Below are 25,102 nucleotides of genomic sequence, written 5' to 3'. Positions count from 1 at the left end.
GAGGCGGTGCAGGCCTCGGACGTGGTGATCACCATGGGCTGCGGCGACGCCTGCCCCTACTTCCCCGGCAAGCGGTACCTGAACTGGCAGCTGGAAGACCCCGCCGGCCAGGGCGTCGCGGCCGTCCGGCCGATCCGCGACGAGATCGAGCGCCGTATCCGCGGCCTGCTCACCGAACTCGGCATCGAGGCCACGGCATGACGGCCACCGACACCGGCGTGCGCATCGCGCCCCTGCGACCCGAACACGCCGGGCAAGTCCTGGCGATCTACCAGCTCGGCATCGACGAGGGAAACGCTAACTTCGAGACCACCGCCCCGACCTGGGTGGGCTTCGGCAGCGCCAAGCTGCCCGACCACCGCCTGGTCGCGCTCGACGACGGCCGGCCCGCGGCCGTCACGGAGGGGCGCGGTATCGGAGTGGTTGTCCCACACAGGGTCGTTGCGGTCCTGGTAGAGGCAGGTACGGGTTGTCGCGGCCGTGGCCCACAGAGCCTCCCCGAGAGAACCCCTTGTGCGAGACGTGCCGGGCCGCCCGGCGGGCGCAGTACGGAGGCTGACGGGCATGTCCGTCCTGCCACCCGACCTCCCCCGGCTGCGGACGCTGGTCACCTACCTGCCCGGCGAACTCAGCCGCACGGAGCGGGCGCCGAGGAACGCGAGGCCGCCAGGCAGCAGCCGGTGCCCGAGCCCCCGGCGTGGCTGGTCGAGCGCGGGATCGGCGCCGGCCAGCTCCCCGTCCGCGTCCACACCGGCCACTGCCGGGACACCGGCGGACGCTGCATCCCCGCAGCACCGCACCAGGCCCGCCAGCTGCTTTCCGAGGGCGTGACCGCCTGTATCCCCTGCCGCCCCGACACCGCCCTCGGAGTGCTCGAATGACCCGGTAACGGCACGGTGGAGGAATTAGCTCCGACCTGCGCGTCATCGTCTACCCGCCCGACGCCGAAGGCGGACGCCGCGTCCGCGTCGACGGCAGAATCCTCGGCCGCGCTCTCGGCCCCGGCGACATCCTGGATTTCCTGCGGCGGGCCGGCCTGGACCCCGATGACGTCCGCCTGGACGACACACTGCTCATCGAGTGGCGCGGCGGCGGGCCGGCCGTGTGGAGCCCGGACACCGACGAAGGGTGACCCCTCCGGGCGCGGCCCTGCACCGGCAGCGGCGAGGGTGCGGAATCCAGCCTGCAACCCTCTGGAACCAGACAGCGGGCCCGCGCTCGAACGCACAGGCCCGCCACTTTGCATGTGATCTGCATCACGCAACACGGGGCGGTCGCTGCGAACAACAACCCCGTGAAGACCCTCCAGGCGAGGAGCGGCTTCGGCCCCCAGCATCGCGTAAAGAATGCACGCATGCACGCCGGACGGACAGCCCCGGACACAGCCGGACAGCAGTCGGCACACCACCGCCCGCAGCCCCACCGACATCGCCGCGACCGCTGCGCCGGGCGTCACCCCCGGCGCCGGACAGCACCGGACACTGCCGGACAGCCCCGGAAGGCCGCCGGACAAGAAGCCCAAGCGCCGAGCCTGCGTCGGCCACACCACGACATCGACGCAGACTGACAATGCGTCATACATCTGCCTGTTCAGCCAACTGCACGCCAGAAATGGGATGTTGCAGCCCACCCCGTGCCGCGCCATGCTTCTGCCATGCCTCCCGCGGAAGCGGCAGGCGAGGGTCTGCGAAACCCTCGGCACCACCCCTCCAGGCGAACCCAACAACAGGAGCGGCTCGATGCTGTGGCTCTACCTTCGCGGGAAGGGCTGGGTCCTCCAGCCCACCCCATCCGCCCCCTCCGGCTGCGTCATCACCCGCGGCATCCACCCCGGCTTCGGCTTCACCCGCACCATTAACGCAACAGCCGCCATCACCGCCATCATCGGCCTGGCGTGGATGTGGAGCGTCGGACACGAGATCGAGGTCATCGGTGCGGTCCTCGCCGCAGTCCTCATCGAGATCCTCGCCCGCCCGGCGCGCAGCGCGCTCCGCCTCCTGCGACCCGGTGTGCCCGGCCGCGGTGCCCGATGACCGCGCGTGAAGAGCTCGCCAGTGGGCTCAAAGAGCTCCAGACGCGCAGCGGCCTGTCCTACCGAGCGATCGCCAACGGGCAGATTCCGCTGGCTTCCTTGTCGGAGGCCTTGAATGGGAGGCGCGTCCCGTCGAGAACCGCATTCGAGCACATCCTCGCCCGCCTGTCGGCCACGCCAGACGAGATGGAACGCCTCCGTCTCCTCCGTAGCAAGGCGCTGATCGAGATCGAGCAAGACCGCCGAGGGCCAGCGAATGCCGTGCTCGAACCGCGATACGTCGTGAACGGCGGCCAGGTCACCATCCAGCACGCTCCCCCGCCGGACCCGGTACCGCAGTATGGCCGCCCGAACCCCTTGCAGGTCACCAGCCCCGCAGACTTCGTCGCAGCCCTCAACGCCGTCCACATCTGGGCCGGCAAACCCACGCTGCGCAAGCTCGTGGCCGCCGGCAACGGCATCCTCAAACGCAGCACGGTGAGCGACATGCTCAACGGCGACAAGGTCCCCTCCCTGGACCGGTGCACGGCTTTCCTCCGTGCCTGCGGCATCACCGACGTCGAAGACTGGGTCTACACCTGGCGCCACCTCAAGGCCCTCGAACAACCCCACACCGCCCCGTGGCTCCCCGGAGCACACAGCTGAACCATCCCTCACGACGCGGGGCCGCTTCTCCCGGAAGCGGCCCACGCCCCCATTCCCAGAACCCCCGCAGGTACAGGCGGCACCCCCTCTCGGCGGGACTGCCGGGAGCAAGGTGTCGGCACCCGCACCTGCCGGGCACCGCCTGGGCGCCCATTCGGTCAGGCGGGAGGCCGGCTCCCGATCCGGTAGCGCGGTTCCCGCGCCGCGTCCCTGATCCCCTCCGGCTGCCCGGCCACATCCAGCACAGCGAGCAGCACCATCAGAGCGCGGGCCTCGCCCTCAGCGAGCAGCGGGCGGCGCGGTTCTTCCCTGTCGTGGTCGAGCAGTCCGTCCAGCAGGTACGTGTCCATGCCCTCAGCAACCCCGCAACCGGCACGCAGGTAACGCAGTGACCACCTCGGCCGGGCACTCAGGCCGTCCGCCCCAGCCAGCCGTCGGCTGCGCGCAGCCGGCCGTGGCGATGCTCAGGCCCGGCGGGCATGGACGGGCGTGACATGCCTTGAGCTCGGAGCGCAGGTCGTTCTTGCCGTACTTCTTGTCGGTGAAGATGCGGCGGCAGCCCGCGACCTTGAGTGCGTCGTACTGCCGGTCGAGCTTCTGCCCGCCGGTGGAGACGCGGGCGTAGCCGATCCGGATGTCGGTGAGGACCGCGGGCTCAAGGAGCGGTGTTCGTGAGGTTGTTGACGATCGGGGTTTCTGAAGGAGTTTTTGAAGGCGTGTCGGCTGTTTTCGATCTTCGGCGGCCGATCTTCAATCAGCCATTGGTTTCTTGAAGTTGCTCGCCGGTGTCTCGGTCACCTTGTATGACGGCAAGCGCTGCGGCCAGATCGTCGCAGAGGTCTTGGGGGCTCTCCAGTCCAATGTGGAAGCGGATCAGTCGGGGTGTGTTCGCCGGGGTGGCCAGGGCGCGCAGGTGATGGGGCACGGCGGGCATGACCAGGCTCTCGAACCCGCCCCAGCTTGTGCCGATACTGAACAGGGAGAGAGCGTCGATGAATCGGGTGAACGCCTCTTCGCTGCACGGGGCAAGCTCGACGGTGAACGGGCCTGCCGCGCCAGAGAACTGTGACTGCCACAGTTTGTGACCGGGGTCGGTGTCGAGGGCGGGGAACAGGACGCGCTGGACTTCGGGCTGGGACTGCAGCCACTGCGCGACGGTGAGGGCTGAGCGTTGGTGGTGTTCCATGCGCACCGCGAGGGTGCGCAGTCCGCGCAGTGTGAGCCAGCAGGTGTCCGGGGCGGCATGGGTGCCGCTGCGGTCGCAGTACGTGCGAACGCCGGCCAGGGCGTCGAGGGTGCCGGTGACGAGTCCGAGCATCAGATCGGAGTGGCCGTTGATGAACTTGGTCGCGGCGTGGATGGAGATGTCGATCTTGAGTGCGTGCGCGTCGAAGAAGACCGGTGTTCCCCAGGTCGCGTCGCAGGCGACGGGAACTCCGCGGTCGTGCGCCGCCGAGCAGAGGGCGGGGATGTCCCACATCTCCATCGTCAGCGACGCGGGGGTCTCGACGAACACCAGGCTCGTGGTCGCGCGCAGCAGGGGCGAGATGTCGGTGTCGTGGGCGAAGTACTCCACGTCGGTTCCGGACGGGATCAGCACGTTGTCGCAGAAGACCCGCGTGGGCCCATATACACCCGCGCCGACCAGGATGTGACGTCCGGGTCCGGCGTGCGCGGCGAGCACCGCGGTGATCGCCGCCAGCCCGCTGCTGGTCGCGATGCACGTCTCGGTGTGCGCGATCTGGGCCATGGCGCGTTGCAGTTCGAACGTCGTCGAGGTGCCGGATCTGCCGTAGCGCGGGCCGTCAAACACCAGCCCACTCTGTGCCCGCTTGTAGGCGTCGAACGAGTCGAAGACGGTCGTCGAGGTGCGCACCAGCGGAGGGCTCACCGAGTTCGCGGCGGTCGCGGTCCGCCGGGCGGCGCGAATCAGCAGGGTCCCGATATCCATTGGATCATCCTTTAGTGGTTAATTGCAGGGCAGTTCGGATAGTCGTGTCTGCGGGTGTGTCGCACAGCCGGAGGTGGTGGTACGGCCGCGGGCTCGCGGACGTCCGCCCGTGCCGGTCAGCGGTTGCCGGACTGCGGGGCGGCCTCGGCGCCGGCGACCTGCGGTTCTGGTGCGGTCCCGGGGTGCGGTGCGGTGGGTTCGGGCAGGCCGCGGAAGAGGACCCGGCTCAGCAGAGGCATCACGACGAGGGGTGCCAGGGCGGTCTGCAGGGACGAAGCGTCGGCAAGAGCGCCGATGACGGGACTGGCGAGACCGCCGATGCTGGCGGTCAGACCGAGGGCGATCCCCCGCCCCGGGGCCACCACGGCGGCGACCATGAGCGGAGCCGGCGCGAAGCCGATGTTGCCGCCGCTGGAAATCCAGCCCATGGCCCGGTGACCGCCCTGGCCGGCGAGGCGGGCGACGCGGGCGGATTCCGGATGGTAGGCGGCCACGCCGATGCCCAAGACCGCGACGAACACAAGCGTGAGCGCGTACGAGCCGCCCAGCCCGCTCAGCGCGATGCCGACACCGCCCAGCAGAGTGCTGACGGGCAGCAGCCATGGCATCGCCAGCGGTCGGTGAGCGCGCCGAACACCGGTTGCGCCACCGAGGACAGGAGCGAGGTTGCCGGCACGATGCCCGAGGCGCGTAGCTGTAGGCGCGCTCCGCGATGAAGAACGGCACCAGGGCCGCAACGGCGCCTTGGTAGATGTCGCCACAGGCGTGCCCGACAGACAGCAGGGTGATCGATGTATTCCTTCGCACTCCGCCATGGTCCGGAACGGTTCCTGTGTCGCGCTTCCGATAAGCTGCCGGATAATGACGAATATCCGCCATGAGCCGGTCGCGCCGACACGCACCCAGCGTCTGGTGTCCGGCGGCGAGATCGACGCCCACCGGCACGACGACCACCAGATCATCTATGCCGGTCGGGGCGTGCTGGCCGTCACGACCAGTGCGGGCTCCTGGGTCGCCCCGGGCACCCGCGCCATCTGGGTACCGGCCGGCGTCGTCCACGCCCACCAGGCCCACGGGGAACTCGAACTGCATCTGGTGGGACTGCCCGCGACGGACAACCCCCTCGGTCTTGACGCCCCGACCGTGCTGGCCGTCGGCCCGCTGCTGCGTGAACTGATCATCGCCTACACCCACGCACCCGACGAGGACAGTCCGGAACGGACCCGGATGCGTGCCGTCCTCCTCGACCAGCTGCGGGCCTCGCCCCAGGAGCCGCTGCACCTGCCCACACCGGCCACGCCACTGCTGCGCACGCTGTGCCAGATCCTGCTGGCCGATCCGGCCGACCCCCGTACCCTCGCCGAGCTGGGCCGCCAGGTCGGGGCGAGTGACCGCACTCTGTCCCGGCTGTTCCGCAGCGACCTCGGCATGACCTTCCCCCAGTGGCGCACCCAGCTGCGGCTGCAGCGTGCGCTGGTCCTGCTGGCCGAGAGGGAGCAGGTGACCGCGGTGGCACACCGATGCGGCTGGTCATCGGCCAGCGCGTTCATCGACGTCTTCCGGCGCACCTTTGGCCACACCCCCGGCGCCCACCCGGCGGACTGAGCCGCGAACCGGCCGGTTCGCGGGCTGTTCAGCGGGCATGCCGGGTCGAGGCGGCGCCTGGCCGAGGTCGGGGCGGTTTTGGCCACGGCGGTGATCTGATTCCCGGCCGGAAGGCTTCTCGATCGTCACGACTGCGGGGCCAGTTGACGTGACCGTGATCACCGGCACGTATCGCGCTCGCATACAACCCTCCGCGGAGGAGGACGGTCTTGTCGGCGTTGGGTTCGATCGGCTGGCGTGACGCCGGAGAAGAGTGACTGAATACGTGATAGCGACGATACTGGCAAGTGGCCGTCTACGGCGGGGGGCAGGCAGGGTAGCCCGGGGTGCCGCATCCGCACTTCTCGCCGTGGCGGGGATGTTCGCCCTGGAGGGCACCGCTCACGCAGTGGGCATCGGCGACCCAATCAACGCAGTTGAGGCCGACAAACTCAAACTTCGCGACGAGGACGACGTGCGCGTCGACGTTCGGACCGGCGTGGCAGCGAACGAAAAGCTCACCCCCGCCACCTTGGCCGACGCATTGAACGCAACGGGCAGGAAGGGAAAGAACGGGCTCTGCTACCCCGAGCCTTTCCACCCCGGCTTGGATGCCCGCGGCTACTGCTGGGACGACCCGGAAGACGACAGCGGGGTGGTGGACGAAAAGCAGCCGAACTGGATGCCTCAGGGCTTCTCCGTCCCCCACACGAGTACGCAGGACGGAACCTATCCGGCGAGCACGACGAACCGCTGGGAAGTCGTCTCCATGTATGACAAGTTGACTTCCGATACGAAACTGAGGTTCGTCCACCGGGGCACAAGTGCCACGAACCCCGACCAGGCCACCTACTTCGACGTTCTGCTGACCCGGGTAAACGCACAGGGCCAGGTCACACCAGTGGACAGCCATGCGGACGGGATCGTCTGGTACGAGAAGAACCTGCTGCTCTCCACGGGCGGCTCCCTGCAGGTGTACAGCCTCGACAACCTGCTGGAGTCCGACGACCCGGGAAGCGCCGGGTACCAGTACATCATGCCGATGACGCTGTTTTACCTCTCCTATGAGAAGAGTGCGGGCAAGTGCGATCCGGGCAGCGTATCGCCGTGCCTGAACTCCCTCAGCTTCGACCGCACCCGCAAGGCCCTGGTCTCCGGCGAGTTCACGCAGTCGATCGAAGCGAACGCCCCCCGCATCGTGCAGTGGCCCTTCAATCTCGAAACGTGGCTGCCCCGCGCCGATGACGGGTCCGAGTTCGGCGAAACCACCGCCACCGCGGCATGGCAGAACACGCTCATCCGCACCCAAGGCGTCACCCGCATGGGAGCTGACTTCTTCATCAGCGCGGCCTGCCCGGCGGGATACGACAACGGCTACATCGAGTCATCCTGTGTCTACAAGACGGCACCCGGCGGCCACCCGGCCGTTCTGACCGCTGTTCCTGACATGACTCAGAACATCGACTGGGACTCCAGCACCGGCCGCCTGCGCGGCGTCAACGAAGTCATCAGGAACCCTACGGTCAAGCACAACCAGCGGCTGGTGTTCGACTTCGCTCCCGAAGCGCGGCCTGTCAACACGTTCCGCCTGAAGAACGTCACCAGTGGAAAGTGCCTGCTGCCCTACGCTGCCGGGCTGGACAACAACGCCACCGTGATCCAGTTCACCTGCAGCGGAACGAACTCCCAGGACTGGTACTGGGAGGGCTCGAAGATCCGCAACTTTCAGAGCAAGCGCTGCCTGTCCGTCAAGGACGCCAGCAGTTCCAACGGCGCCCTCCTCGTACAGTACGACTGCAACAACCACGCAACACAGGACTGGACGGTCCAGCCGGGCAAAGCCGGCGGCGCCATCCTGCAGAACCGCGGCAACGGGCTGTGCGCCGTCCCCAGCGCGGGCAACACCGACAACAGCGCACCGGTAGTCCAGTGGGTTTGCAACCCCAGCCACCCCGCCCACGCCTGGATCGGGACCAGCAAGTAGCCCACCAAGCAACACGGACCCGATTCTGAGAACCGGTGGCCCCACGCCGTATCCCCACAGCGGGGGACCAACCATGTCCGACGCCAGCAAGGCCGCGGGGGCACCAGCCCCCGTGCACGCCGTTGTACGCACCGGCCTGATCTGGACCCGACACGGAAGCTCGAAGCCGTTTGCGATCAGCTGCTCTTCGTCCCAGGTCTCAGCAACGTGGGCAGGCTACCGTCGGGCGGTCTCCACATCCGTGATCGCGATCCACGGCTGGAGTATTTGGGGCCCGGCACAGCCTTGGGCAGAACGCCGGCATGATCAGACGATCTTACGCTCGCGACGTGGAACGAATCTCTCTCGACATGCACTCTAAGCCCCGGATAGCACCTCCTCCCCAGCCGGATCGTCGTCCAAGCCAGGTGCGCGTCATCAAGCCGGAACCGGCGGGCTCCGCCCTCGCCCAGCCACGCAACCACCGCGGCCCGGTCGAACTCCGGATGCCCCTCCGTGCCGCCGGCCGGGGCGGGGAAGTCATCGTGCCGCCGGCGGCGTACACCGCCCGCCAGTCGACCCAGAGGCGGACGACGGGGAGCAGGGCTACGCACTCCGCCGAGTACAACGGGACCACCGTGACGCCGCCCTGCCGCTTGTAGTCGACCGTCACCCGAGCCCACCGGCGAAACGAACCCAAGTCGCACCACGGCGTCGAAGTCGACGCGGGCGGACCCCGAGCCGGCGGGCGGCCCGATCCAGGCCGAGGGGCACGTGCCGGTCGAGGAGCACCGGCAGATCCCGACGGCAGCCGAGGGCGGCGTCGATCGCGGCGCCCTTGTCGGTCGTTCCAGGCGCTGAAATGTCTTTGGCACAAGCGTTGGGCAAGGGCAGCCAGCAGGGCATTCGATTCATCCTCCAGGAGGACGGACAGGGTGTCCGAAGTGTCCAGCCAGCGGCTGGTCACCGGCTCCTTTCGAGAGGGCGCGACGAACTATGTGATGGGGACGCGGACCTCGCTGCGGATGATGTCCGTCTTGGCTGCCAATGCCGCAAGGTCGAATTGAGTAGGCGCCATGCCGTAGTCGACGAGCTGGGAGACAACGGCAACGGCCGATCCGTCAGCCCAGGAGCAGTCAGCATCCCAGCCCGTTCCGTATCGATCGGTCTTCTCAACGATCCGGCAGGAGACGGGCTCTGAAGAACCGCGGGGGAAGATCGTACGGGGACCGGTGATCACTGTGGTGCGCCGGTCCGGGACGGTGGTCCGGTTGTCGAGGATCTGCAGAAGCCCGTCGCGGGCGGTGACCGGGCCAAGTACTGTTCCGAACACTCCGTTCACCGCCAGCACAGGCCCGTCGGTCACTGACTTACGGCCCGCGGGCCGGTAGGTGGCGAACGCGGTAACGCCGTTCTCGATCTGGCTGGAGAGCAGCGAAGCGACCTGCTGGTTCGGCTCGGCATGGTCGGATTCCGTGAAGGTGCCCTTGAGTACCGCCTTGGGCATCTTCAAGCGGTAGGGCCCAGCAGGAGCGGCGACCTGTCCCGGGCCGCTGCCCAACGGGCTTCCGCTCTCCCCACTGCCGCCGCAACCGGACAGCGCCACCGTGGACACAGCCGCAACCACGATCGGCCTCAGGCGCCGCTTCACGTATTTCCTCCCCCACAGACCATCCAACGTGATCACTTTGCCATGGCCGAGCTCCTTGGGCGCCCATGAGGCCAGACGGAAAGCCGGCTCCCGATCCGGTAGGGCAGTTCCCGGCCCGCGTCCCTGATCTCCTCCGGCTGCCCGGCCACATCCAGCTCGGCGAGCAGCACCATCAGGGCGCGGGCCTCGCCCTGGGCGAGCAGAGGTCAGCGTGGTTCTTCCCTATCGTGGTCGAGCAGTCCATCCAGCAGGTACATATCCATGCCGCCTGCAACATCATGCGGCGGTTCTACCGGCCACCAGCCCGCCGGCGACAGGACCCGGGGCAGCGGTTCACTCCCCCGGGCCGTCCGATTCACCGCCGAAACGCCACTGCACCTAAAGATGTGGCGCAGCGGATCCCGCCACCAAGTGCCAGTCCAACACCGGCACACTCGGACTTCCCGGCCGCCAGCTCGGCCAGCGCGTCGGCGTCGGCGTCGGTGGACCTGCCGGAGACCGAGTCCTCGCTGGCCGCGTCGTCGTCCAGGGCGAGCCACGGGTCATCGAGACGGAACCGGTGCGTGGCACTCCTGGAACCGGTGAGCACCAGGGAATCTGGCCGTATCCCGCGGCGCAACTCCCGCTTCACCGGCCGCGATGACGTCATCGGCGATGACGTCATCGGCAACGTCCGCAGCGCACTCGTCCAGGCAGGTAGATCCTGCTGGTAGGACGCCTTTTGTCGGCCCCTCTGGCGAACGGACAGCACGGGCTGTTGGTGGAGCGACTGCAGTTCACTCACGGCGGCCCTCGAATGGCGCGGATGCGGACAGGGAGCCACTGATGAGTTCCGCAGTGGCCTGTCTTACGTCGGTGTCGGGAGCCCAGTGGCGCACGGCCCACTCGGCACGCTCCCGCAGCCGCCCCACGTAGGGGGCCTCAAGGATGTCGACGAAAGCGGGCCCGCGTTCAGTGGCTCGGTACACCAGCCCCGTCTCGTCGGCCTCGACGCCGGCGAGCCCGGCACGAATGAGGACCAGCAGCGCTTGTTCCAGCACGGTTCGCTTCATGCCCAGCTCACCGGAATGCCCGGGCAAGGAAGGGTGCAGGGAGAGAGGGCCGTCGAGGTCGCCGCTGTGGAGGACGGCGTGGTCAAGGAGGGCCAGCTGTGCCAGGTCGAGGGGCTCGGGGTGGATCTCTGCCAGGAGCACCAGGGCTCGCACGCTGATCTCCAGCGGGCTATTGAGCGGGTTCATGCGGCTCCTCCTTCCTCACACCATTTCAGTCGGCCTTCGTTCGCCAGGTGATGGCATACCCCCTTGCGGTCCAGGGGCCTCACGTACCGGGCGAGAACCGTCTCCGTCAGCGCCATGACACCGGCGGCCTCCAGGACCGCCTGCAGGCGGTCCCGGCCAAGTTCGAAGCGCTTGTCGCCCACCTCTACCGCAATCGTGTGGACGTCGTCCATGACCGCATTGAAGTGTCCGTCGGGGTAAGCGTCCCGAGCGAAGCGGCGCAACGACTCGGCGCTGTAGAACGCCTCGCGCTGCCGACGCATGTGATCACCGGCCGTGGGGTGCTGCGCAATCAGTTCCAGGGTTGCGACGTCACCCTTCCACCGCTCGGCATAGACCCGCACCAGCTGCTGAACGTAGCAGGCCTCCTCGGGACCGTGCTCGTCCGGAGGCAGCATGACGGCTGGGCGCTCGCGCTGTACGTCTGGGAACCGGGTGACCCATTGCGGGGTGGTCTTGTGCTGCTCAAGCATCTGATCCATGTCGACTGGCACGAACATCGCAAAGTCTGTCCGCTCGGCCAGCTGGGCCACTGCCTGCTGCTGATCGGCCGTCAGCCGGGTGATGATCTCATCATTCGTGTCGGTCAGTTCCGTAAGGAATTTCGTACGAGTCTGAGCTGGCTTCGCCAGCGCATCACGCAGACCGCGGGCGAACGCCGGCGTGACGAAGATGTACTGGGTGGGAAGGACGAAGTGCCCAAGCACCACACCGACCAACATCTTGCGGATCTCACCTGCGGCAGTACTCCAGTTCAAGGCGTTCTTGTAGCGCTTGCACTGGTAGTTGTCCCACGGCCCCTCCAAACCCTGCGTGCTGCGGAACGCGGCCACGTCGATGCCGTGGTCTCCGCTGCCGCCCTGGCGCTCCACCCGCACATACGCGGATTGAACAGCCGGGACCCACTCCTTGACGAACTCCTCGAACTCGTCCGGGTCGTACCCGAAGACGAGCGCCTTGGGGCTCGGCATGTACGGAAACTGCATCCCCGAACCCTTGAGCACCAGCGGCGGTTCGGCAGGACCGTTTTGTGGCGCCAGGGTTTGATCCGACACGTTCCCCCCTCGTGCAGCCCGGTCGGTCGCCGTTGCAGCGGCTGCGACTAGGGATATCGCTGATCGATCGCTCGCAAGAGAGCTACCATCGAGATACCGACGGTGACGATGCAGCGCTAGGATCGGATCCAGTTCGCGTTAGAACCGCTGTTTGTTTGGCAAGCTAAATTTCGCAGCCCTGCCCAGGTAGGCCAAGACGCGGCGTCATCGCCGCCACGCGCGACGGGCTGGGTGAGCCCCCTGGGCCCTCAAATCTCAACACGCTGACTTGCCAGGGTGGGGTCAATTCGGCATTTCAGTCCCTTGAGTCCCTGACGTGCTCTGCCGGCTGTCGCTTTTGGTCTCAAGAGTCGGATTTGCCCCCTCAGTCCCGGGCGTGGCGGCCTCCCTTCAGAGACTCAGCCCCTCCTCCTCCCCAGTCCCTGGGCCTGTCCCCCTAACAGGGGCCAACCCTCATTCGGCAACGTTCTGACACCTTCGCTTCCGTCACTACAGAACCTGCAGCGGCGGGCGGGCAGGGACTCAGGGACTGAAGGGACCGAACTTTCTAGTTGTGAGCTGTCCAACGCATGAGGTTGTTTCGTACGCGCATACACATGCGCCCATGAGGCATGGAAGTACCGATCCTCAGTCCCTTCAGTCCCTGTACAACCTCGCTTCATACGTTTGACCTGCGAAAACACGCAGGGCCTGAAGCTGTTGGCGCCGAGCAGGGACTGAGGGACTGCGTCACTCTCGCCGTCGGCGGAGCGCCCCGGCCCAGGGACCAAGTCCATCTGGCAGGAGGGTCTCAGGCTTCAGAGGACTGAGGGAGGGACTCAAGGCCCATCGGCTTCGCAGGGGCTGAAGACGGGACGGAGCGGGGCCCCAGTGGATAAGAGGCCCCGCTGCTTGGCGGCCAGGACTTGTCTGGTCGATCTCTGAGCCGACGTGTGTCTGCCGTTGTGAATCTCGCTGTCGAAAGGCTTACGAGGTGAGGTAGAAGGGCGGCATGGACACCGCAGAACTTCAGCGGACGCTGAACGAGCACATCGAAGCCAATGTCGTGCACCACGGATACACCACCTACATGCGCGACTACGAGATCATCATCAACGTGTGGAACGGCCCCCAGAGCCCGTCGACCTACCTGCGGTATCTCTTCCGGTACTGCGTCGAGGCCCGATGCGAGACGTTCCTGTCCACGGAGACCTGGCGGGATTCCTTGGACGCCCGACTCCTCGACAGCGAAACCGCCATCGACCTCAACGGATACGTCTGGGGCGCGAACCATCACGAGCTGTACGGAGCTGAACTTCGTCTCAAGTCGGAGGCTGCCCTCCGCTGGTCGAAGGCTGTCGGGATCGACTTCCATGAGGTTCACATTGAGACCAACGCTCACGATCTGACCTTGCTCTTCTCAGACCTTGAGGTGAGCGAGGTGCCGGTCGGATACGCACCCTTCGTCGCGGACTGAGAGCCAGGATTTGTGTGATCTTGTGGCGGTCGAGACGGCGAAGACTCGTCGCCGCCCTCGACTCCGCTGACGGGCGCACGCCCTGGTGGGCGCAATGGCTGACGCAGGAGTCGCTCGACGCCGTCGCCAGCCGGGCTTGGCTCGTTTGCGACCAACCCGCCCAGGCCGTGCCTTCCTCCGCCAGCGCGTCAAGGCCGTCTCCCCCGTCGAATTCCCGCGCGACCGCCTGCTCGCCGTACTGGACCTGGCCAATAGCGTCCGCAAGTGCCGTGACCAGGAACGGGCACGAGAGTGCTCAACCAGGCCGAAGGGCTGATCGGAGTGGTCAGCTTCCAGTGCGTGCTCCACCGGTACACGGTGCTGTCGGCGACCGTCGCCGCATGAGAGGGCCTATTTGGGGCAAGGCCCTCCCGGCCCCGGAGCCCCGCCGGAATACTGGCGGCCATGACGGACACCCCTGCCACATCTGCCCCGTTCTCCCGAATCAAGATCCGGACGGGAGCTCTGGTGTTCTGCGGCGACGACGTCGCCCTCATCCGCCGCGACCGAGCCGACTCCACCCACTACACCCCGCCCGGCGGCAACGTCGAAGACGGCGAAGACCTCACCGCCGCCCTCGCCCGCGAACTCGCCGAAGAACTTGCCCTCGACACCACGCTGGCGGAAGGCGGGGACCTGATGTGGATGGTCGACCAGCGCGTCACCCGTCCCGGCCCGACCCTGCCACCGCGCAAGCTCCACCTGATCTACCGCTTCCACATCAACCCCGACATCCGCGCGACCCTCGCCGACCAAGAGCTGGACGAGCTCCCCGACGGCAGCCACGAGGTGGGCGTGATCGAATGGATCGACTACCGCCAGACCGCCGAGCTGCCAATCTTCCCGCCCATCGGCCCCGCCCTCGCCGCTCTCAGCGACCCCCGAGCCGCTGTCGCTGACGCGGCTCTGAACGCTGTCACCGACGCAAACTACACATGGGTGTGATCCTGGACCACGCCCACCCACCTCTGATCACGCAGTCGCCGGCCGCTGACGGTGGCGGCCGGGGTCTACCCCCTCACCCCGACGACTACCAGGGCGTCCTCAACGGGGCCGCATCGACCGACACTGTCCGGCCCGGCGCGACGAAGCACTTCTTTGCGTGGGTCAGGCCATGTCGCCCAGGTACCTCGTCTGCCACGTACCGGCAAGGGCCTGGGCAACGACGTCAGTGAGTTGGTCACGCAGGTAGAGGGGGATCATCCGCAGTCCGCCGACCTTGTCGAGCGGTACCCACTCAACCCCGGTGTGGGTCGGGTCCGGGAGGCTCCCGCCGAGGTTGGGCGGCTCCGAAACGACCTCGCACCAGAACAGCGCATCGACCCGGTGATTACGGTCGTACGCGATCGGGCCATCCTCGTGGTTGGCGGGGATGTGCTCGCGCAGGAACAGCAACTGTCCGGCGCGAACGGTCACCCCGGTCTCCTCCAGCACCTCCCGCTCGACGGCGCGGTGCAGAGGCTCCCCCGGCTCCTGTCCGCCGCCGGGAGGCAGCCAGGTATCCGGCCGAGGCCAGTTTCCCTTGACGAGCAGGACGTGGCCGTCACGGACGACCAGGCCGGTCGCGGCTGTGCGGATGCGGCTCATGCGGGCATTCCCTCCTGCAGGTAAACGACGCGGCCTGCCAGGGCTGCGGCATGGAGCGCGGTGAGCGTCTGACGGTGCCCTGCGAGAGGATCCGGAAGGCCGTCGGGGCGGTGGAAGGCATGCCGGTCATGTTCCGGACTGAGCAGGATCTGCTGACCGGCGGCGAGCTTCGCGGCGAAGAAGTAGTCCACGACCGGGCCGGTGCCGAGGACGTCGGCCCTGTGGTCGATGCCGATGAGGCAGGGTGGCGAGTCCAAGGTGACGCCGGTCTCCTCGCCCATCTCACGGCGGGCTGCCGGCCACGGGTTCTCGCCCGCATCGATCATGCCGCCTGGCAGCCACCACGTGCCGCTGGCTTCCTCCTGGCCGGGGCCGTACCGGAGGAGAAGCATCCGGCCCTGGTCATCCAGCAGCATGACGCACGACGCCACGAGCGCCTGGGGCTGCGTCTTCACCCACTCCTCGCGGGGGATCCAGTCAGCCATTGAGCCTCCCTTTCAGCGGTCAACGAACCACGGCCCGACTCGGCAAAGAACAGAAAGGCTGTGTCTTCCAACGGCCGCAGCAGCGGAAGACCAACGCCGCGGAGCCGCTGAGCGTGTCAGAGCGACACAGAAAGCCCAGGCCGGTGGCCGTGGACCGCGTCGCTCTCTCGGGCCCCGGAGATGCCGGGTCTCGGTTCGGGCGATGTGTCGCCTACGCCGCCACCCGCAGCCTCTCCAGGAAGTCGCCGACCCCCGCGACCTGCCGATGCCTCTTCAGGTCCGGCGCCAGGTCCCGTACCTGCGCCACGCACCGGTCCGCACCGATCCGTTGGGCCAGGTCCAGCGACTCCCCGCCCACCAGGACCGCCTGCTCCACTTCGCCGGCCTGCAGCAGCGACCTCGCCTCGTACGTACGGAACACGCCCCTGGTCTTGTCGCGTGCCCTTGGCAGCAGCTCCAGCCCCTCCGCGATCAGCGCGCGCGCCTGCCGCGTCTCCCCGAGGTCGAGGAGGCACTGCCCGGAGTCCACCGCCAGGTCGGCCGCCGACATCCAGCCGCACCACGCGGGCGCCGGCTCGGGCGCGGTGGTCTCCAGCGCCATCTCGGCGGCCTTCAGGTCCCGCCGGCACTTGGCGGCCTCGCCGAGCGCGGCGTGCGCCCGGGCGCGCCGCAGCAGGAGCAGCGACCGGGCCGAGGGGTGGTCGGCGTGGGTGAGGGCCTGGCCGAGCGGTACGACCGCCGAACCGGGCTGGTCCAGCCAGATCGACTGGTAGGCGAAGTCGGCGAGGACGGCCGTGCCGAGGTCCCGGTCGCGGGCGGCGTGTGCGTTGACGAGGGCGGCGTTCCACAGCTTGCCCGCCGCGAAGTGGCGGCCCTGGTCGAACCGGTACCAGCCGCAGGCGTTCGCGAGGCGTGCGGCGAGCCGGTGCAGGCGCTGCCCGGTCGCCGAGCTGTAGCGGCCGTGACCGAGCAGGTCGGTGACGGTCTCCAGGTGGGCGTCCATCAGCTTCGCGGTGTGCCGGCGCTGCTCGGTCGGCAGGCTCATCAGGTGGCTGCTGGTGGATTCCAGCCAGTCGACGAGTCCGTCGTCGACCGGCTGCCCGCCGAGGGCGGTCGTGAGCCGTTCCGGTTCGAGCTCGGCCCACTGGGTGGCCAGCCCGGCGAGGGCCAGGGCGCCGAACGTGAGGAAGGTGCGTCGCTCGTGGTTCATGCCGGCTCTCTGGGCTGCTCGGAGGGCGGGGACCGTGTGGGGTTGGCCCAGGGGGACGGGATCGTCCCGGCCGGGCAGCCAGTACGGCCACGGGTGGAGGTGCACGTCCTCGTGCGGGACGCCGAACACGTCGGCCAGGAGGAGCTGGGTGTCGGTGCCGGGCACGCGGACGCAGTTCTCGTAACGGCTGATGGAGGGCTTGTCGATGCCGGTCCTCAGGCCTTCGGGGCGGGCGGCCGCGGCCTTCTGGCAGCGTGCGACCAGCTCGGACTGCGGCCAGCCCCTCAGCTCGCGTGCGTACGCCAATGGGTGTCTGATCGCGTCGTCCACGCGCCCCATCCCATCATCGACGGTGACGGGGACACTACCCCGCGTGCAGGGTGAGGCAACCCCGAGTCAACCCTCAAACCCTTTCCCCGGCAGCCCACTTGCCCGGACCGTGGTGACCCCGCCGAGCACACCGAGGCGGGCAACCCACCCACCGCAAGCAGTGGAGGAGAGGCATGTTCATCGACCTGCCCGGCGAGCTCGAGGAAGCCCTCATCGACCTCGGAGGGACCCTTCCGGCCTGGGAGCTGGAGGGCAGCTTCCTCGCCGGTTCCACGATGAAGCAGTACCGGGCCGCCCTGGAGGCGGTGCCCGGGTACGAGGAGACGATCGCCGCGTTGCGCGGCCGACTGACCGCGACGTCCGGCGGGTACGCGGTCGTCCGCCTCGGCGGCCTCGCGACGGCCCTCGGCACCGGCGAGCCGTTCCTGAAACTGGCCACCGCCTTCGCCGCCGAGGTCGCGGTGCCGTTCTCACCGTTCGAGCAGTGGCCGCTGTGGAAGACGATGGGTACGCGCATCGGCGGCGACCCGGGCCTGTCGTCAGGGACCGGCTACAACGCCTTCCACATGGACCTGGTGAACGCGAGCCGGCCGCCGGACTACACCTCGCTGCTGTGCCTCCGCCCCGACCCGCTCGGCGGCGGCCCCTCCATCGTCTCCGACGCCCGCGCGGCCGTCGGCCGGCTGTCGAAGGAGACCCGGGCCCTTCTCTCAGAGGACGCCTACCGGTACGGCACGTTCTACGGCTTCTCGGACGTCGGCGCCGAGTACAAGCCGTTCCCGGTCCTCGACGGTGAAGCCGCCGACGCCGGCTTCGTCCGCTTCACCGCCAAGATGCTCGGCAGGGAGCAGCTCGGCCAGGAGCACGCCCGCGCGGCAGAGGAGCTCGCGGAGCAGCTCGTATGGGGCCAGGTGTCCTTCACCCTCCAGGCCGGTGACTTCCTCGTCATCGACCAGCACCGCTGCGTCCACGGCCGCGAGGCCCTGGGGGACGGCCAGGAGACCGTCCCCGAGGAGGAGCGGCGCATGCTGCTCCAGCTGTTCCTGCGCGCGGCCGACGCCCGCTAGATCCGCGACTTGCGGAGAGAGTGCCACGCCGCCCCGGCCAGCGCCCGCGCCGACCGCGGGACGGACAGGTGCTCGTGCCGGCGGTACAGGGCCCAGTTGTAAGGGATCAGCGATATCTTGTTCGAGGAGAGCGATCCCGGGCGCTGGGCCCGGTACAGCGCGAGCGGCTCCCGCAGCGCTCGGGCACAGGCGCCGTCGCGCATGATCGACAGCCACAGGGCGTAGTCCTGCCGCTTGGGCATGTCCGGCATCAGCCGCGTGCCCAGCGCCTTGCGGTCGTACATGGCGGTCAGGGCCCCGATGTGGTCCTGGACCAGCATGGCCCGGTAGTCGACCCGGTCGGGCGCCCACACCACCCTGCCGTTCGGGGTGAAGTCGGCCGCCTCACCGGCGTAGTCGGCGTCGATCTTGTAGTAGGAGGTGAACGTCAGCGGCGTGCCGGCCTCCGCCGCGAAGCGGACCTGCTTCTCGGCTTTGTCCGCCAGCCACATGTCATCGCTGTCCAGGAAGGCGACGTAGTCGCCGCGGGCCCGCTCCAGGGCCAGGTTCCGGGCCCGGGCCGCCCCGCCCTGCGCCGGGGCCGGCTCGGGCCGGATCCGCTCGTCCTGCCGGGCGAACTCCGCCAGCAGCTCCATGGAGCCGTCGGTGGAAGCGTCGTCGGTGATCAGCAGCTCCCAGTCGGTGTGCGTCTGCGCGACCACCGACCGGATCGAGGCACCGAGCGTGGCCGCCGAGTTGTGTACCGGCATCACCACGGAAACCAGAGCCACTTTTTCCCTCTCCTACGAGTGGAGTCGTCATGCATGTCGTCGTCGCAGGCCAGGGCTACGTCGGGCTGCCGCTGGCCGTACGCGCCGCCGAGACCGGGCACCGGGTCACCGGCTACGACGTGGACCCGCACCGCGTGAAGCAGCTCGCCGCGGGCGAGTCCTACGTGGAGGACGTCGCACCGGAGCGGCTGCGCGCCGTGCTGGACTCGGGAGCCTATACCGCGACCGCCGATCCGGCCGAAACCGCCGGGTTCGAGGTCGCGGTCATCACCGTACCGACGCCGCTGCGCGACGGCGTCCCCGACCTCGGCTGCATCGAGGCGTGCACCCGCACCGTGGCCGCCCACCTGACCGTCGGGGCGACCGTGATCCTGGAGTCCACCACCTACCCGGGCACCACCGAAGAGCTGATGGTCCCCCTCCTGGAGGAGGCAACCGGCCTGCTCGCGGGCCCGGACTTCCACGTCGGCTTCAGCCCCGAGCGCATCGACCCGGGCAACCGTGCCTGGCCGTTCGAGCGGACCCCGAAGGTCGTGGCCGGGATCGACGCCCTCTCGCTCCGCGTCGTCAAGACGTTCTACGACGGCCTCGTCGACACCACCGTGGCGGTGTCCGGGCCCAAGGAGGCCGAGCTGGCCAAGCTCATCGAGAACACGTTCCGGCACGTCAACATCGCCCTCGTCAACGAGATCGCCATGTTCGCCCGGCCCCTCGGCGTCGACGTGTGGGAGGCCATCGACGCCGCCGCGACCAAACCCTTCGGCTTCATGCGGTTCACCCCCGGGCCCGGCGTCGGCGGCCACTGCCTGCCCATCGACCCGTCGTTCCTGTCATGGAAGGTGCAGCGCTCGGCCGGCGTCCCGTTCCGGTTCGTCGAGCTCGCCAACGACATCAACGCGCACATGCCGGACTATGTCGTCCGCCGTCTCACCGAGGCCCTCAACCACCGCCGCAAGACCGTCAACGGCTCCCGGATCCTGCTGCTCGGCATGGCCTACAAGCCGGACACGGCTGACGCCCGCGAGTCCCCCTCGACCCGCGTCGCCCAGCTCCTCCTCGACCTCGGCGCCGAGGTACGCGGAGCGGACCCGCACGTGGCCGACGACATCCACGCCGACGCCCGCCTCCTCCGCGTCCGGGCCACCGAGACCGAGATCGCCGCCGCGGACGCGGTCGTGCTCCTCACCGACCACGACGCCTTCGACTACGACATGATCGCGGGGCGCGCAGCGTACGTGCTGGACTGCCGCAACCGGCTGCCGTCGGCGGGGAACGTGGACGTGCTGTAGGGGCATGACCCGGATACGCCAGAAACCCGCCACGAGATGATCTTGAGTCGTTGAGCCCCTTGCCCCGTCAACTGCTCACACCCGACTTCACGGTACGGCCGTGCCCGAGGGCCGGGGCCAGGTGGTGTGGCGGGCCCTCAGGGCCTCGCACAGCCGGTCGGCGACCAGGTGGGCGAAGGCCACCTGGAACATCAGGACGCTGAAGGCGACGGAGACGGCCGCGATGATGACCCCGAGGGACAGGGAGGCGTCGGTCGGGCCCGTGGGCTCGTCGGCGGCCCTGTTCACCATCGCGTCAAGAGGCAGGAAGCCCACCGTCAGGTCCATGCCGAACGCGATCAGCGCCGCTAGGGCCAGGGTGGAGAACACCGGCCACCACACGCCCTTGATCAGCGCCGCCGACCGGCCCAGGGCCCGGAACATGCCCACTCCGTCGCGGGCCATGACCGACGGGGCGAGCGAGTACACCACCCACGGCCAGGCCAGCAGCGGAGCGAGAGGGCTGAGCAAGCAGGGGAAGAGGAAGACGGTCAGCAGGTAGCCGCCGACCGTGCCGGGGACCCGGGGCGCGCTCACCCTCAGGAGGCCGCGTACGGTGACTCGCTGCCCGCTGGCGTCCTGCTGGGCCAGGGTGGAGGCCAGGGAGCCGACAGCGCCCTGGACCAGGAAGATGGCCAGGAGAGCGGGAACGAGGACGATCAGGAGCATGTCCGTCACGTAGCCCGGGCCGGCGCTGCCCTCCGGGTCCGGGCCACCCCAGAGCGCGTAGATGCCGAACCCGGTCATCCCGGCCAGGACGAAGATCGCCAGCTGGGACAGCAGCAGGGCCCCCATCAGGCGCAGCCAGTGCCGGCCCAGGATCCGGAAGGCGCTGCCCAGGAAGACACCCGGGCTCGGGAGCGGCGGAGGCGGCGGCCGCCAGCCGGCAGGCGGAGGCGGCGGGACCATCCCCGGGTGGTGCCATTGCCCCTGTCCCTGCCACTGCCCCTGCCCTGACATCGCCTCAGCCTCCCCCAGGCCCGCGGTGTGGTGCCGATGGTAGGTACCGATCGGCGTGGAGGACAGGGCTCCGGCGGGCCGGGCCGGCGCAGGCGGTGCCGGGTGAGTGCCGCGGCCCGGGGCCGTCGTAGGGCTCCGCGTACGGGCACTGCCCGGCCCCGTCGTCGACCGCCGTACCGCCGCGGGCCCGACCAGCTGGTCAGGGGTGCGTCGCGAAGGTTGTGCGCTCTACGTGGCGGTACTTGCGGGCCCGGTACAGGGAACTGGCGTGCGTGATGATCGTCCGCGGCGGCACTTCCACCTCCCTTTCGAGCCAGCCGTTGCCTGAGCCCCCGCGGTGGAAGATGCCGACGACACTGCCGTAGGTGCCGTTGTGCCTCAGGTAGGTGCCGCGCCGGTTGTCGTTGGAGACGTCGATCCCGTCGCGCGGGTTGAGGGAGACCAGCACCTGGTAGCCGAGCACGTCGAGGCCGGTCATCCCGGATTCGCCGCGCAAGGCCCCGTACCCGGCCCCGACGCCGCTGCCACCCTGGGTGACCGCCATGGACCATTGCGCGTAGGGGCCCGTGGGAGGCGGGACGAGAGCTTCCGAACGGCCCGGCCAGCGGTCCGGGAAACCGGTCGGAGGAAGGAGCAGCACCCGCACCGGGGGCTGCGCGACCGCTGCCAGGCGGTCGTACGCAGGTCGGCAGCGCTCGGCCATGGCGGTGAAGGCGTCCTTCGCCGGCAGGGTCTGGTGCGGCTGGATCGACTCTGCGAACCGGGCTTGGTGAACGATTTCTCGCATGCCCTCGTACGCACGCTCGAACTCGGCATCGAATGCGGCCACGGATACCCCCCGGATTCGGCTGAAACGACGGACCGATCGTTCCCGCTCCCGTGCCTGCCAATCCACCGAGGCGCGGACCTACCGGGCCCGTCAGCCGGTGATCACGGGATCGGTGCCGACTGACTGGGACTTCCGGTCGCCCGGCGGAGCGCGCGTCCACCCAGACCACCTGCAGCTCGGCCTCCGCCTCGGCGAACTCGCGGTACTCCACGACCCGCCGCAGCTCACGTACGTGCTCCAGCCGGGTCTCCTGCGGAATCGGCGTTGATGACATTGGTACAGCGGTCACGCCCCAAGCCGGCTGCCATGGCGCTGCGCCCCGCGGCGGCCGATGCGGAGGCGGGCGGGACGGGCGAGACCTTCAGCGGCATCCCCCGGGCGGGCAGGGGTTGTAGCAGCCTCCCGGCGGGCAGCCGCCCTTTGTCCCGGGGTGGTAGTCCCGCCGGGTACTTCCGCCGCTGGTGCCGCCACTGCTTCCGCCGCCGGTGCTGGACCCACGTCGGTCATCGTCATCGTCATGGTTGATGTCGGGGGCGGGGATGTACGGACGGTCGTCGTCCCCGTTCCCGTCGCCGTCTGCGGTTTTGCTCGCAGAAGTTGTCGGTGTCGGGGTGGCCTTCGGTGGCGTAGCCGGTGTGTACTTCGGCGACAGGGTCGGCTTCTGACTGGGCGTGACGGACGACGTGGGCGTGTGGTGAGGCCTGTCCGGGCTCGTGTCGGTGTCGGTGTCGTCGCCGGCGCACCGGGCCAGCAATGCGATGAGCAGCACCAGCACGATGAAGCATCCGGGCCAGGCCTTGACCTCCTCGGCAGCCGATCGCTTCGGCCGCCCGGGAACGTCCTGGGGGCGGCCGGCGTCAGTGCGGGGGCGACCGTGGAGCCGGCACCCGTCCAGGCCGGGGTAACAGCGGTTCCGGCACGGGCGGCCGGTCTTCGTCGGCTTCCCGCACAGGGGTATCTGTCCGGGCAACGGGTTGTCGGGCCCGGAGGCCGGGGCGGTTCTACGGGTCGTCACTGGGGCCTTTCGGATCATGTCGCGCACGGGGATTGTGCAGGCGCCCGTACTGGCGAGTAAGAGCCGCCCGCCATGTGGGACGGGTCAGACGGTCCGGTCCGTGGCGCCGCGCACCGTGCGGTGCGCGCGGGTGAGGTTCGGCGCGACCGAGGCCGCCGACCAAGCCCAACGCGGTGGCTGCGTCCGGTGATCCTCACCGCCCGCCACCCCCGCGCAGGCGAGCTGCTTCCACCGTGCGTGGTGGGGCTGCACGGTGTCGTGACGGCAGCCTTTCAGCGGGCAGGAGGAGCGTGTCGTCTTCGAAGAGCGTGGCCGGTGCCGGTGGGGGGCGGGCGCACTCCCTCAGGCTGGTGGCTACCCGCAGCCTGGCAGGGGTTGACGTTGCGTGGCACAGCTTGTCAAGGGGATCGGAGGCACGTTCTGCTGGGCGGCCACCACGGCTGGCGCCGTGGACACCGAGGGCTTGTATGTCGTATTCGACACATGCTTCACTCGTGGTATGGCTACGAGACTCACCAAACCCACCATCGCGGTTCTGGAAGTCCTGCTTGCTGCGACTGCTGAAGCTCCTGCCTGGGGGCTGAGCATCTGCGCGCAGGCTGACCTGGGTTCCGGCACCGTCTATCCGATCCTCGACCGCCTCACCCAGCGGGGCTGGCTCACCAGCCGGGACGAGACCGATCCCCATCCCGGCCGCCCGCCGCGCCGCTACTACGAACTCACCGGTACCGGACGCTCCGAAGCCAGGGCCGCTCTGGACGCACGTGCGGCGCGCCGCCGCACCTTGGGCCTGGGCCTGGCGGGGGGCCACTGATGGGCAACCGAACGCGATACAGCACAGCGCTCGAGGTCGTCACGACAGGTACGGCGCTCGGGGTGGTGCTGGTAGCCGTCACGGAGGTGTACCTCAGGTCGGGGATCTGGCTCGTCCTGGCGGCGGTGGCCATGTCCGTGGTGCTCTCCGCTCTTGGGACATACATCAAATACGGGCATGACAGGTTCTTTGCCGAGATCCGAGGCTATGCGGGGCAGGTTCGCCGCGGTATGGCGAGAGCTCCTCTGGCACGCGGAACTACGTCGCTGGCGGCGTGGCTGGCTGGCTCCGAACGGGACATGCGTAATGCGTGGCTGGCCCACCTCGCCGGCGACCCGGACGCAGGCATCACGCTCACACGTTGGCAGCGGGCCAAGGCAGCTGGCGGATTTGTCCGGGCGGCACTCGTATACCGGCTGACCGATCTGTGCGCACCCCTGATCTGGGTTCTCCGTAAAGACTCCCGGGTCAATGGGCTGATCACCTTCATCGTGGGCGGCCAAGCGCTCTTGATCGTCAAGGGCGCGGAGGAGGCGATGCAGGCCCTGATGACCGAGGTACCTGAACCCTGCCTGATCACAGCGGGCGCGCTGTACGTGTTCCTTCGCTGGCTTCGCGGGCCGCTGCAAGTCGACGTCATCCCGGCCGAACCGAAAGCCAAGGCTCAGATGCCAGGGGAGTGACGAGTCCAAGAGCCTCCCCGAGCAGGGGGGTGTGCGGGTCGAAGCAGGCTTCGCCCCGCACACCCGGCGGCCGCCCACCCCTCATCGCCGACGCACACCGTGCTCCGGCGCCGCGCGAACGGCGAGGCTCCGGGAGCCTACCGGCGCTCACCCAGCTCCGGCAGTCCGCCCAGCACCACCCGCCGGACCAGTGGCCCGGATGACTTTTCCGCCCGCACCGGGCCACGGTGCGAACAGAGGCGCTGTGCACATACGGCCGTACCTAATTGCGCACACTCGGCATTCGGATGTACGCCGACAGGCGGTGCCGAGCGTCGTTGTGGACGAGGAGCGGATGTAACGACCCAGGGGGAAATTGGGGTCGGGACGTG

Annotated in this window: 23 protein-coding genes and 3 pseudogenes; 13 read left to right on the top strand and 13 right to left on the bottom strand. The window is 68.8% G+C overall.

The window, feature by feature from the left end; all coding sequences use genetic code 11:
* The 5 genes and pseudogenes from AB0O36_RS25235 to AB0O36_RS25215 all read left to right on the top strand — a co-directional run.
* Positions 1 to 201 (top strand): annotated as a pseudogene (locus tag AB0O36_RS25235) (phosphotyrosine protein phosphatase); the annotation flags it as partial.
* A pseudogene (locus AB0O36_RS25230) lies at positions 198 to 380 on the top strand (N-acetyltransferase); the annotation flags it as partial. The pseudogenes AB0O36_RS25235 and AB0O36_RS25230, both read left to right, overlap by 4 nt.
* A 300-nt stretch (positions 381 to 680) precedes the next feature.
* Positions 681 to 881 (top strand): DUF6233 domain-containing protein, encoded by a 201-nt coding sequence (locus tag AB0O36_RS25225; protein ID WP_365114294.1) that lies wholly within the window; start codon positions 681 to 683, stop codon positions 879 to 881.
* An 858-nt stretch (positions 882 to 1,739) separates the two neighbouring features.
* Positions 1,740 to 2,033 (top strand): hypothetical protein, encoded by a 294-nt coding sequence (locus AB0O36_RS25220; RefSeq protein WP_365114283.1) that lies wholly within the window; start codon positions 1,740 to 1,742, stop codon positions 2,031 to 2,033.
* Positions 2,030 to 2,677, top strand: a complete 648-nt coding sequence (locus AB0O36_RS25215) for a hypothetical protein (RefSeq protein WP_365114281.1) — start codon at positions 2,030 to 2,032, stop codon at positions 2,675 to 2,677. The genes AB0O36_RS25220 and AB0O36_RS25215 overlap by 4 nt, the downstream gene beginning before the upstream one ends.
* Before the next feature lie 158 nt (positions 2,678 to 2,835).
* On the opposite strand, the gene AB0O36_RS25210 is transcribed toward AB0O36_RS25215, so the two are convergent.
* The 4 genes and pseudogenes from AB0O36_RS25210 to AB0O36_RS25195 form a co-directional block, all read right to left on the bottom strand.
* Positions 2,836 to 3,027, bottom strand: a complete 192-nt coding sequence (locus AB0O36_RS25210; protein WP_365114279.1) for a hypothetical protein — start codon at positions 3,025 to 3,027, stop codon at positions 2,836 to 2,838.
* 4 nt (positions 3,028 to 3,031) lie between these two features.
* On the bottom strand, positions 3,032 to 3,307 hold the full coding sequence (locus AB0O36_RS25205) for a recombinase family protein (protein ID WP_365114292.1): 276 nt from the start codon (positions 3,305 to 3,307) through the stop codon (positions 3,032 to 3,034).
* A gap of 124 nt (positions 3,308 to 3,431) precedes the next feature.
* Entirely contained in the window at positions 3,432 to 4,628 is a 1,197-nt protein-coding gene (locus tag AB0O36_RS25200) for a PLP-dependent aspartate aminotransferase family protein (protein WP_365114278.1), read from the bottom strand.
* Positions 4,629 to 4,744: 116 nt separating this feature from the next.
* Positions 4,745 to 5,435 (bottom strand): annotated as a pseudogene (locus AB0O36_RS25195) (hypothetical protein).
* Between the two features lie 54 nt (positions 5,436 to 5,489).
* On the opposite strand from AB0O36_RS25195, the gene AB0O36_RS25190 reads away from it, so the two are divergent.
* Both AB0O36_RS25190 and AB0O36_RS25185 read left to right on the top strand, forming a co-directional pair.
* Positions 5,490 to 6,233 carry a helix-turn-helix transcriptional regulator gene (locus tag AB0O36_RS25190; protein WP_365114276.1) on the top strand — a complete coding sequence of 248 codons (744 nt, stop codon included), beginning with the start codon at positions 5,490 to 5,492 and terminating at the stop codon, positions 6,231 to 6,233.
* A 358-nt stretch (positions 6,234 to 6,591) separates the two neighbouring features.
* On the top strand, positions 6,592 to 8,196 hold the full coding sequence (locus tag AB0O36_RS25185; protein ID WP_365114274.1) for an RICIN domain-containing protein: 1,605 nt from the start codon (positions 6,592 to 6,594) through the stop codon (positions 8,194 to 8,196).
* Positions 8,197 to 9,169: 973 nt separating this feature from the next.
* Here the strand turns inward: AB0O36_RS25185 and AB0O36_RS25180 are convergent.
* From AB0O36_RS25180 to AB0O36_RS25170, 3 genes are all read right to left on the bottom strand, one after another.
* Positions 9,170 to 9,826, bottom strand: coding sequence for a hypothetical protein (locus tag AB0O36_RS25180; RefSeq protein WP_365114272.1), 657 nt, complete (start codon positions 9,824 to 9,826; stop codon positions 9,170 to 9,172).
* A gap of 776 nt (positions 9,827 to 10,602) precedes the next feature.
* A complete protein-coding gene (locus AB0O36_RS25175) occupies positions 10,603 to 11,064 on the bottom strand; it encodes an ABC-three component system middle component 2 (protein WP_365114270.1) in 462 nt (153 codons plus the stop codon).
* A complete protein-coding gene (locus AB0O36_RS25170; RefSeq protein WP_365114268.1) occupies positions 11,061 to 12,158 on the bottom strand; it encodes an ABC-three component system protein in 1,098 nt (365 codons plus the stop codon). The genes AB0O36_RS25175 and AB0O36_RS25170 overlap by 4 nt, the downstream gene beginning before the upstream one ends.
* A gap of 991 nt (positions 12,159 to 13,149) precedes the next feature.
* On the opposite strand from AB0O36_RS25170, the gene AB0O36_RS25165 reads away from it, so the two are divergent.
* Both AB0O36_RS25165 and AB0O36_RS25160 read left to right on the top strand, forming a co-directional pair.
* Complete coding sequence (locus tag AB0O36_RS25165) at positions 13,150 to 13,614, top strand: hypothetical protein (protein ID WP_365114266.1); 465 nt, start codon at positions 13,150 to 13,152, stop codon at positions 13,612 to 13,614.
* 444 nt (positions 13,615 to 14,058) lie between these two features.
* On the top strand, positions 14,059 to 14,598 hold the full coding sequence (locus AB0O36_RS25160; protein ID WP_365114264.1) for an NUDIX domain-containing protein: 540 nt from the start codon (positions 14,059 to 14,061) through the stop codon (positions 14,596 to 14,598).
* Between the two features lie 162 nt (positions 14,599 to 14,760).
* Here AB0O36_RS25160 and AB0O36_RS25155 read toward each other — a convergent pair whose 3' ends face one another.
* The 3 genes from AB0O36_RS25155 to AB0O36_RS25145 form a co-directional block, all read right to left on the bottom strand.
* Positions 14,761 to 15,240, bottom strand: coding sequence for an NUDIX domain-containing protein (locus AB0O36_RS25155; protein WP_365114262.1), 480 nt, complete (start codon positions 15,238 to 15,240; stop codon positions 14,761 to 14,763).
* Positions 15,237 to 15,725, bottom strand: coding sequence for an NUDIX hydrolase (locus AB0O36_RS25150; RefSeq protein WP_365114260.1), 489 nt, complete (start codon positions 15,723 to 15,725; stop codon positions 15,237 to 15,239). Before AB0O36_RS25150 ends, AB0O36_RS25155 begins: the two co-directional genes overlap by 4 nt.
* Before the next feature lie 211 nt (positions 15,726 to 15,936).
* Positions 15,937 to 17,265 carry a helix-turn-helix transcriptional regulator gene (locus AB0O36_RS25145; RefSeq protein WP_365114258.1) on the bottom strand — a complete coding sequence of 443 codons (1,329 nt, stop codon included), beginning with the start codon at positions 17,263 to 17,265 and terminating at the stop codon, positions 15,937 to 15,939.
* A gap of 173 nt (positions 17,266 to 17,438) precedes the next feature.
* On the opposite strand from AB0O36_RS25145, the gene AB0O36_RS25140 reads away from it, so the two are divergent.
* Complete coding sequence (locus AB0O36_RS25140) at positions 17,439 to 18,332, top strand: TauD/TfdA family dioxygenase (protein ID WP_365114256.1); 894 nt, start codon at positions 17,439 to 17,441, stop codon at positions 18,330 to 18,332.
* Here the strand turns inward: AB0O36_RS25140 and AB0O36_RS25135 are convergent.
* A complete protein-coding gene (locus tag AB0O36_RS25135) occupies positions 18,329 to 19,102 on the bottom strand; it encodes a glycosyltransferase family 2 protein (protein WP_365114254.1) in 774 nt (257 codons plus the stop codon). The genes AB0O36_RS25140 and AB0O36_RS25135 overlap by 4 nt on opposite strands.
* A gap of 29 nt (positions 19,103 to 19,131) precedes the next feature.
* Between AB0O36_RS25135 and AB0O36_RS25130 the strand changes: the two genes are divergently transcribed.
* A complete protein-coding gene (locus AB0O36_RS25130) occupies positions 19,132 to 20,391 on the top strand; it encodes a nucleotide sugar dehydrogenase (RefSeq protein ID WP_365114252.1) in 1,260 nt (419 codons plus the stop codon).
* 87 nt (positions 20,392 to 20,478) lie between these two features.
* Here the strand turns inward: AB0O36_RS25130 and AB0O36_RS25125 are convergent, their stop codons facing one another.
* Positions 20,479 to 21,339 carry a hypothetical protein gene (locus AB0O36_RS25125; RefSeq protein WP_365114250.1) on the bottom strand — a complete coding sequence of 287 codons (861 nt, stop codon included), beginning with the start codon at positions 21,337 to 21,339 and terminating at the stop codon, positions 20,479 to 20,481.
* 250 nt (positions 21,340 to 21,589) lie between these two features.
* Positions 21,590 to 22,219, bottom strand: coding sequence for a hypothetical protein (locus AB0O36_RS25120; RefSeq protein ID WP_365114248.1), 630 nt, complete (start codon positions 22,217 to 22,219; stop codon positions 21,590 to 21,592).
* 1,514 nt (positions 22,220 to 23,733) lie between these two features.
* Between AB0O36_RS25120 and AB0O36_RS25115 the strand changes: the two genes are divergently transcribed.
* Together AB0O36_RS25115 and AB0O36_RS25110 are read left to right on the top strand one after the other, a co-directional pair.
* Positions 23,734 to 24,048 (top strand): helix-turn-helix transcriptional regulator, encoded by a 315-nt coding sequence (locus AB0O36_RS25115; protein WP_365114246.1) that lies wholly within the window; start codon positions 23,734 to 23,736, stop codon positions 24,046 to 24,048.
* Positions 24,048 to 24,731, top strand: a complete 684-nt coding sequence (locus tag AB0O36_RS25110) for a hypothetical protein (protein WP_365114244.1) — start codon at positions 24,048 to 24,050, stop codon at positions 24,729 to 24,731. The genes AB0O36_RS25115 and AB0O36_RS25110 overlap by 1 nt, the downstream gene beginning before the upstream one ends.
* Positions 24,732 to 25,102: the final 371 nt, after the last annotated feature.

It is taken from the genome of Streptomyces sp. NPDC089799 (assembly GCF_040684755.1).
GTDB lineage: Bacteria > Actinomycetota > Actinomycetes > Streptomycetales > Streptomycetaceae > Streptomyces.
Note: the sequence above shows the minus strand (reverse complement) of the source record. Positions and strands in the feature narration are given on the sequence as shown.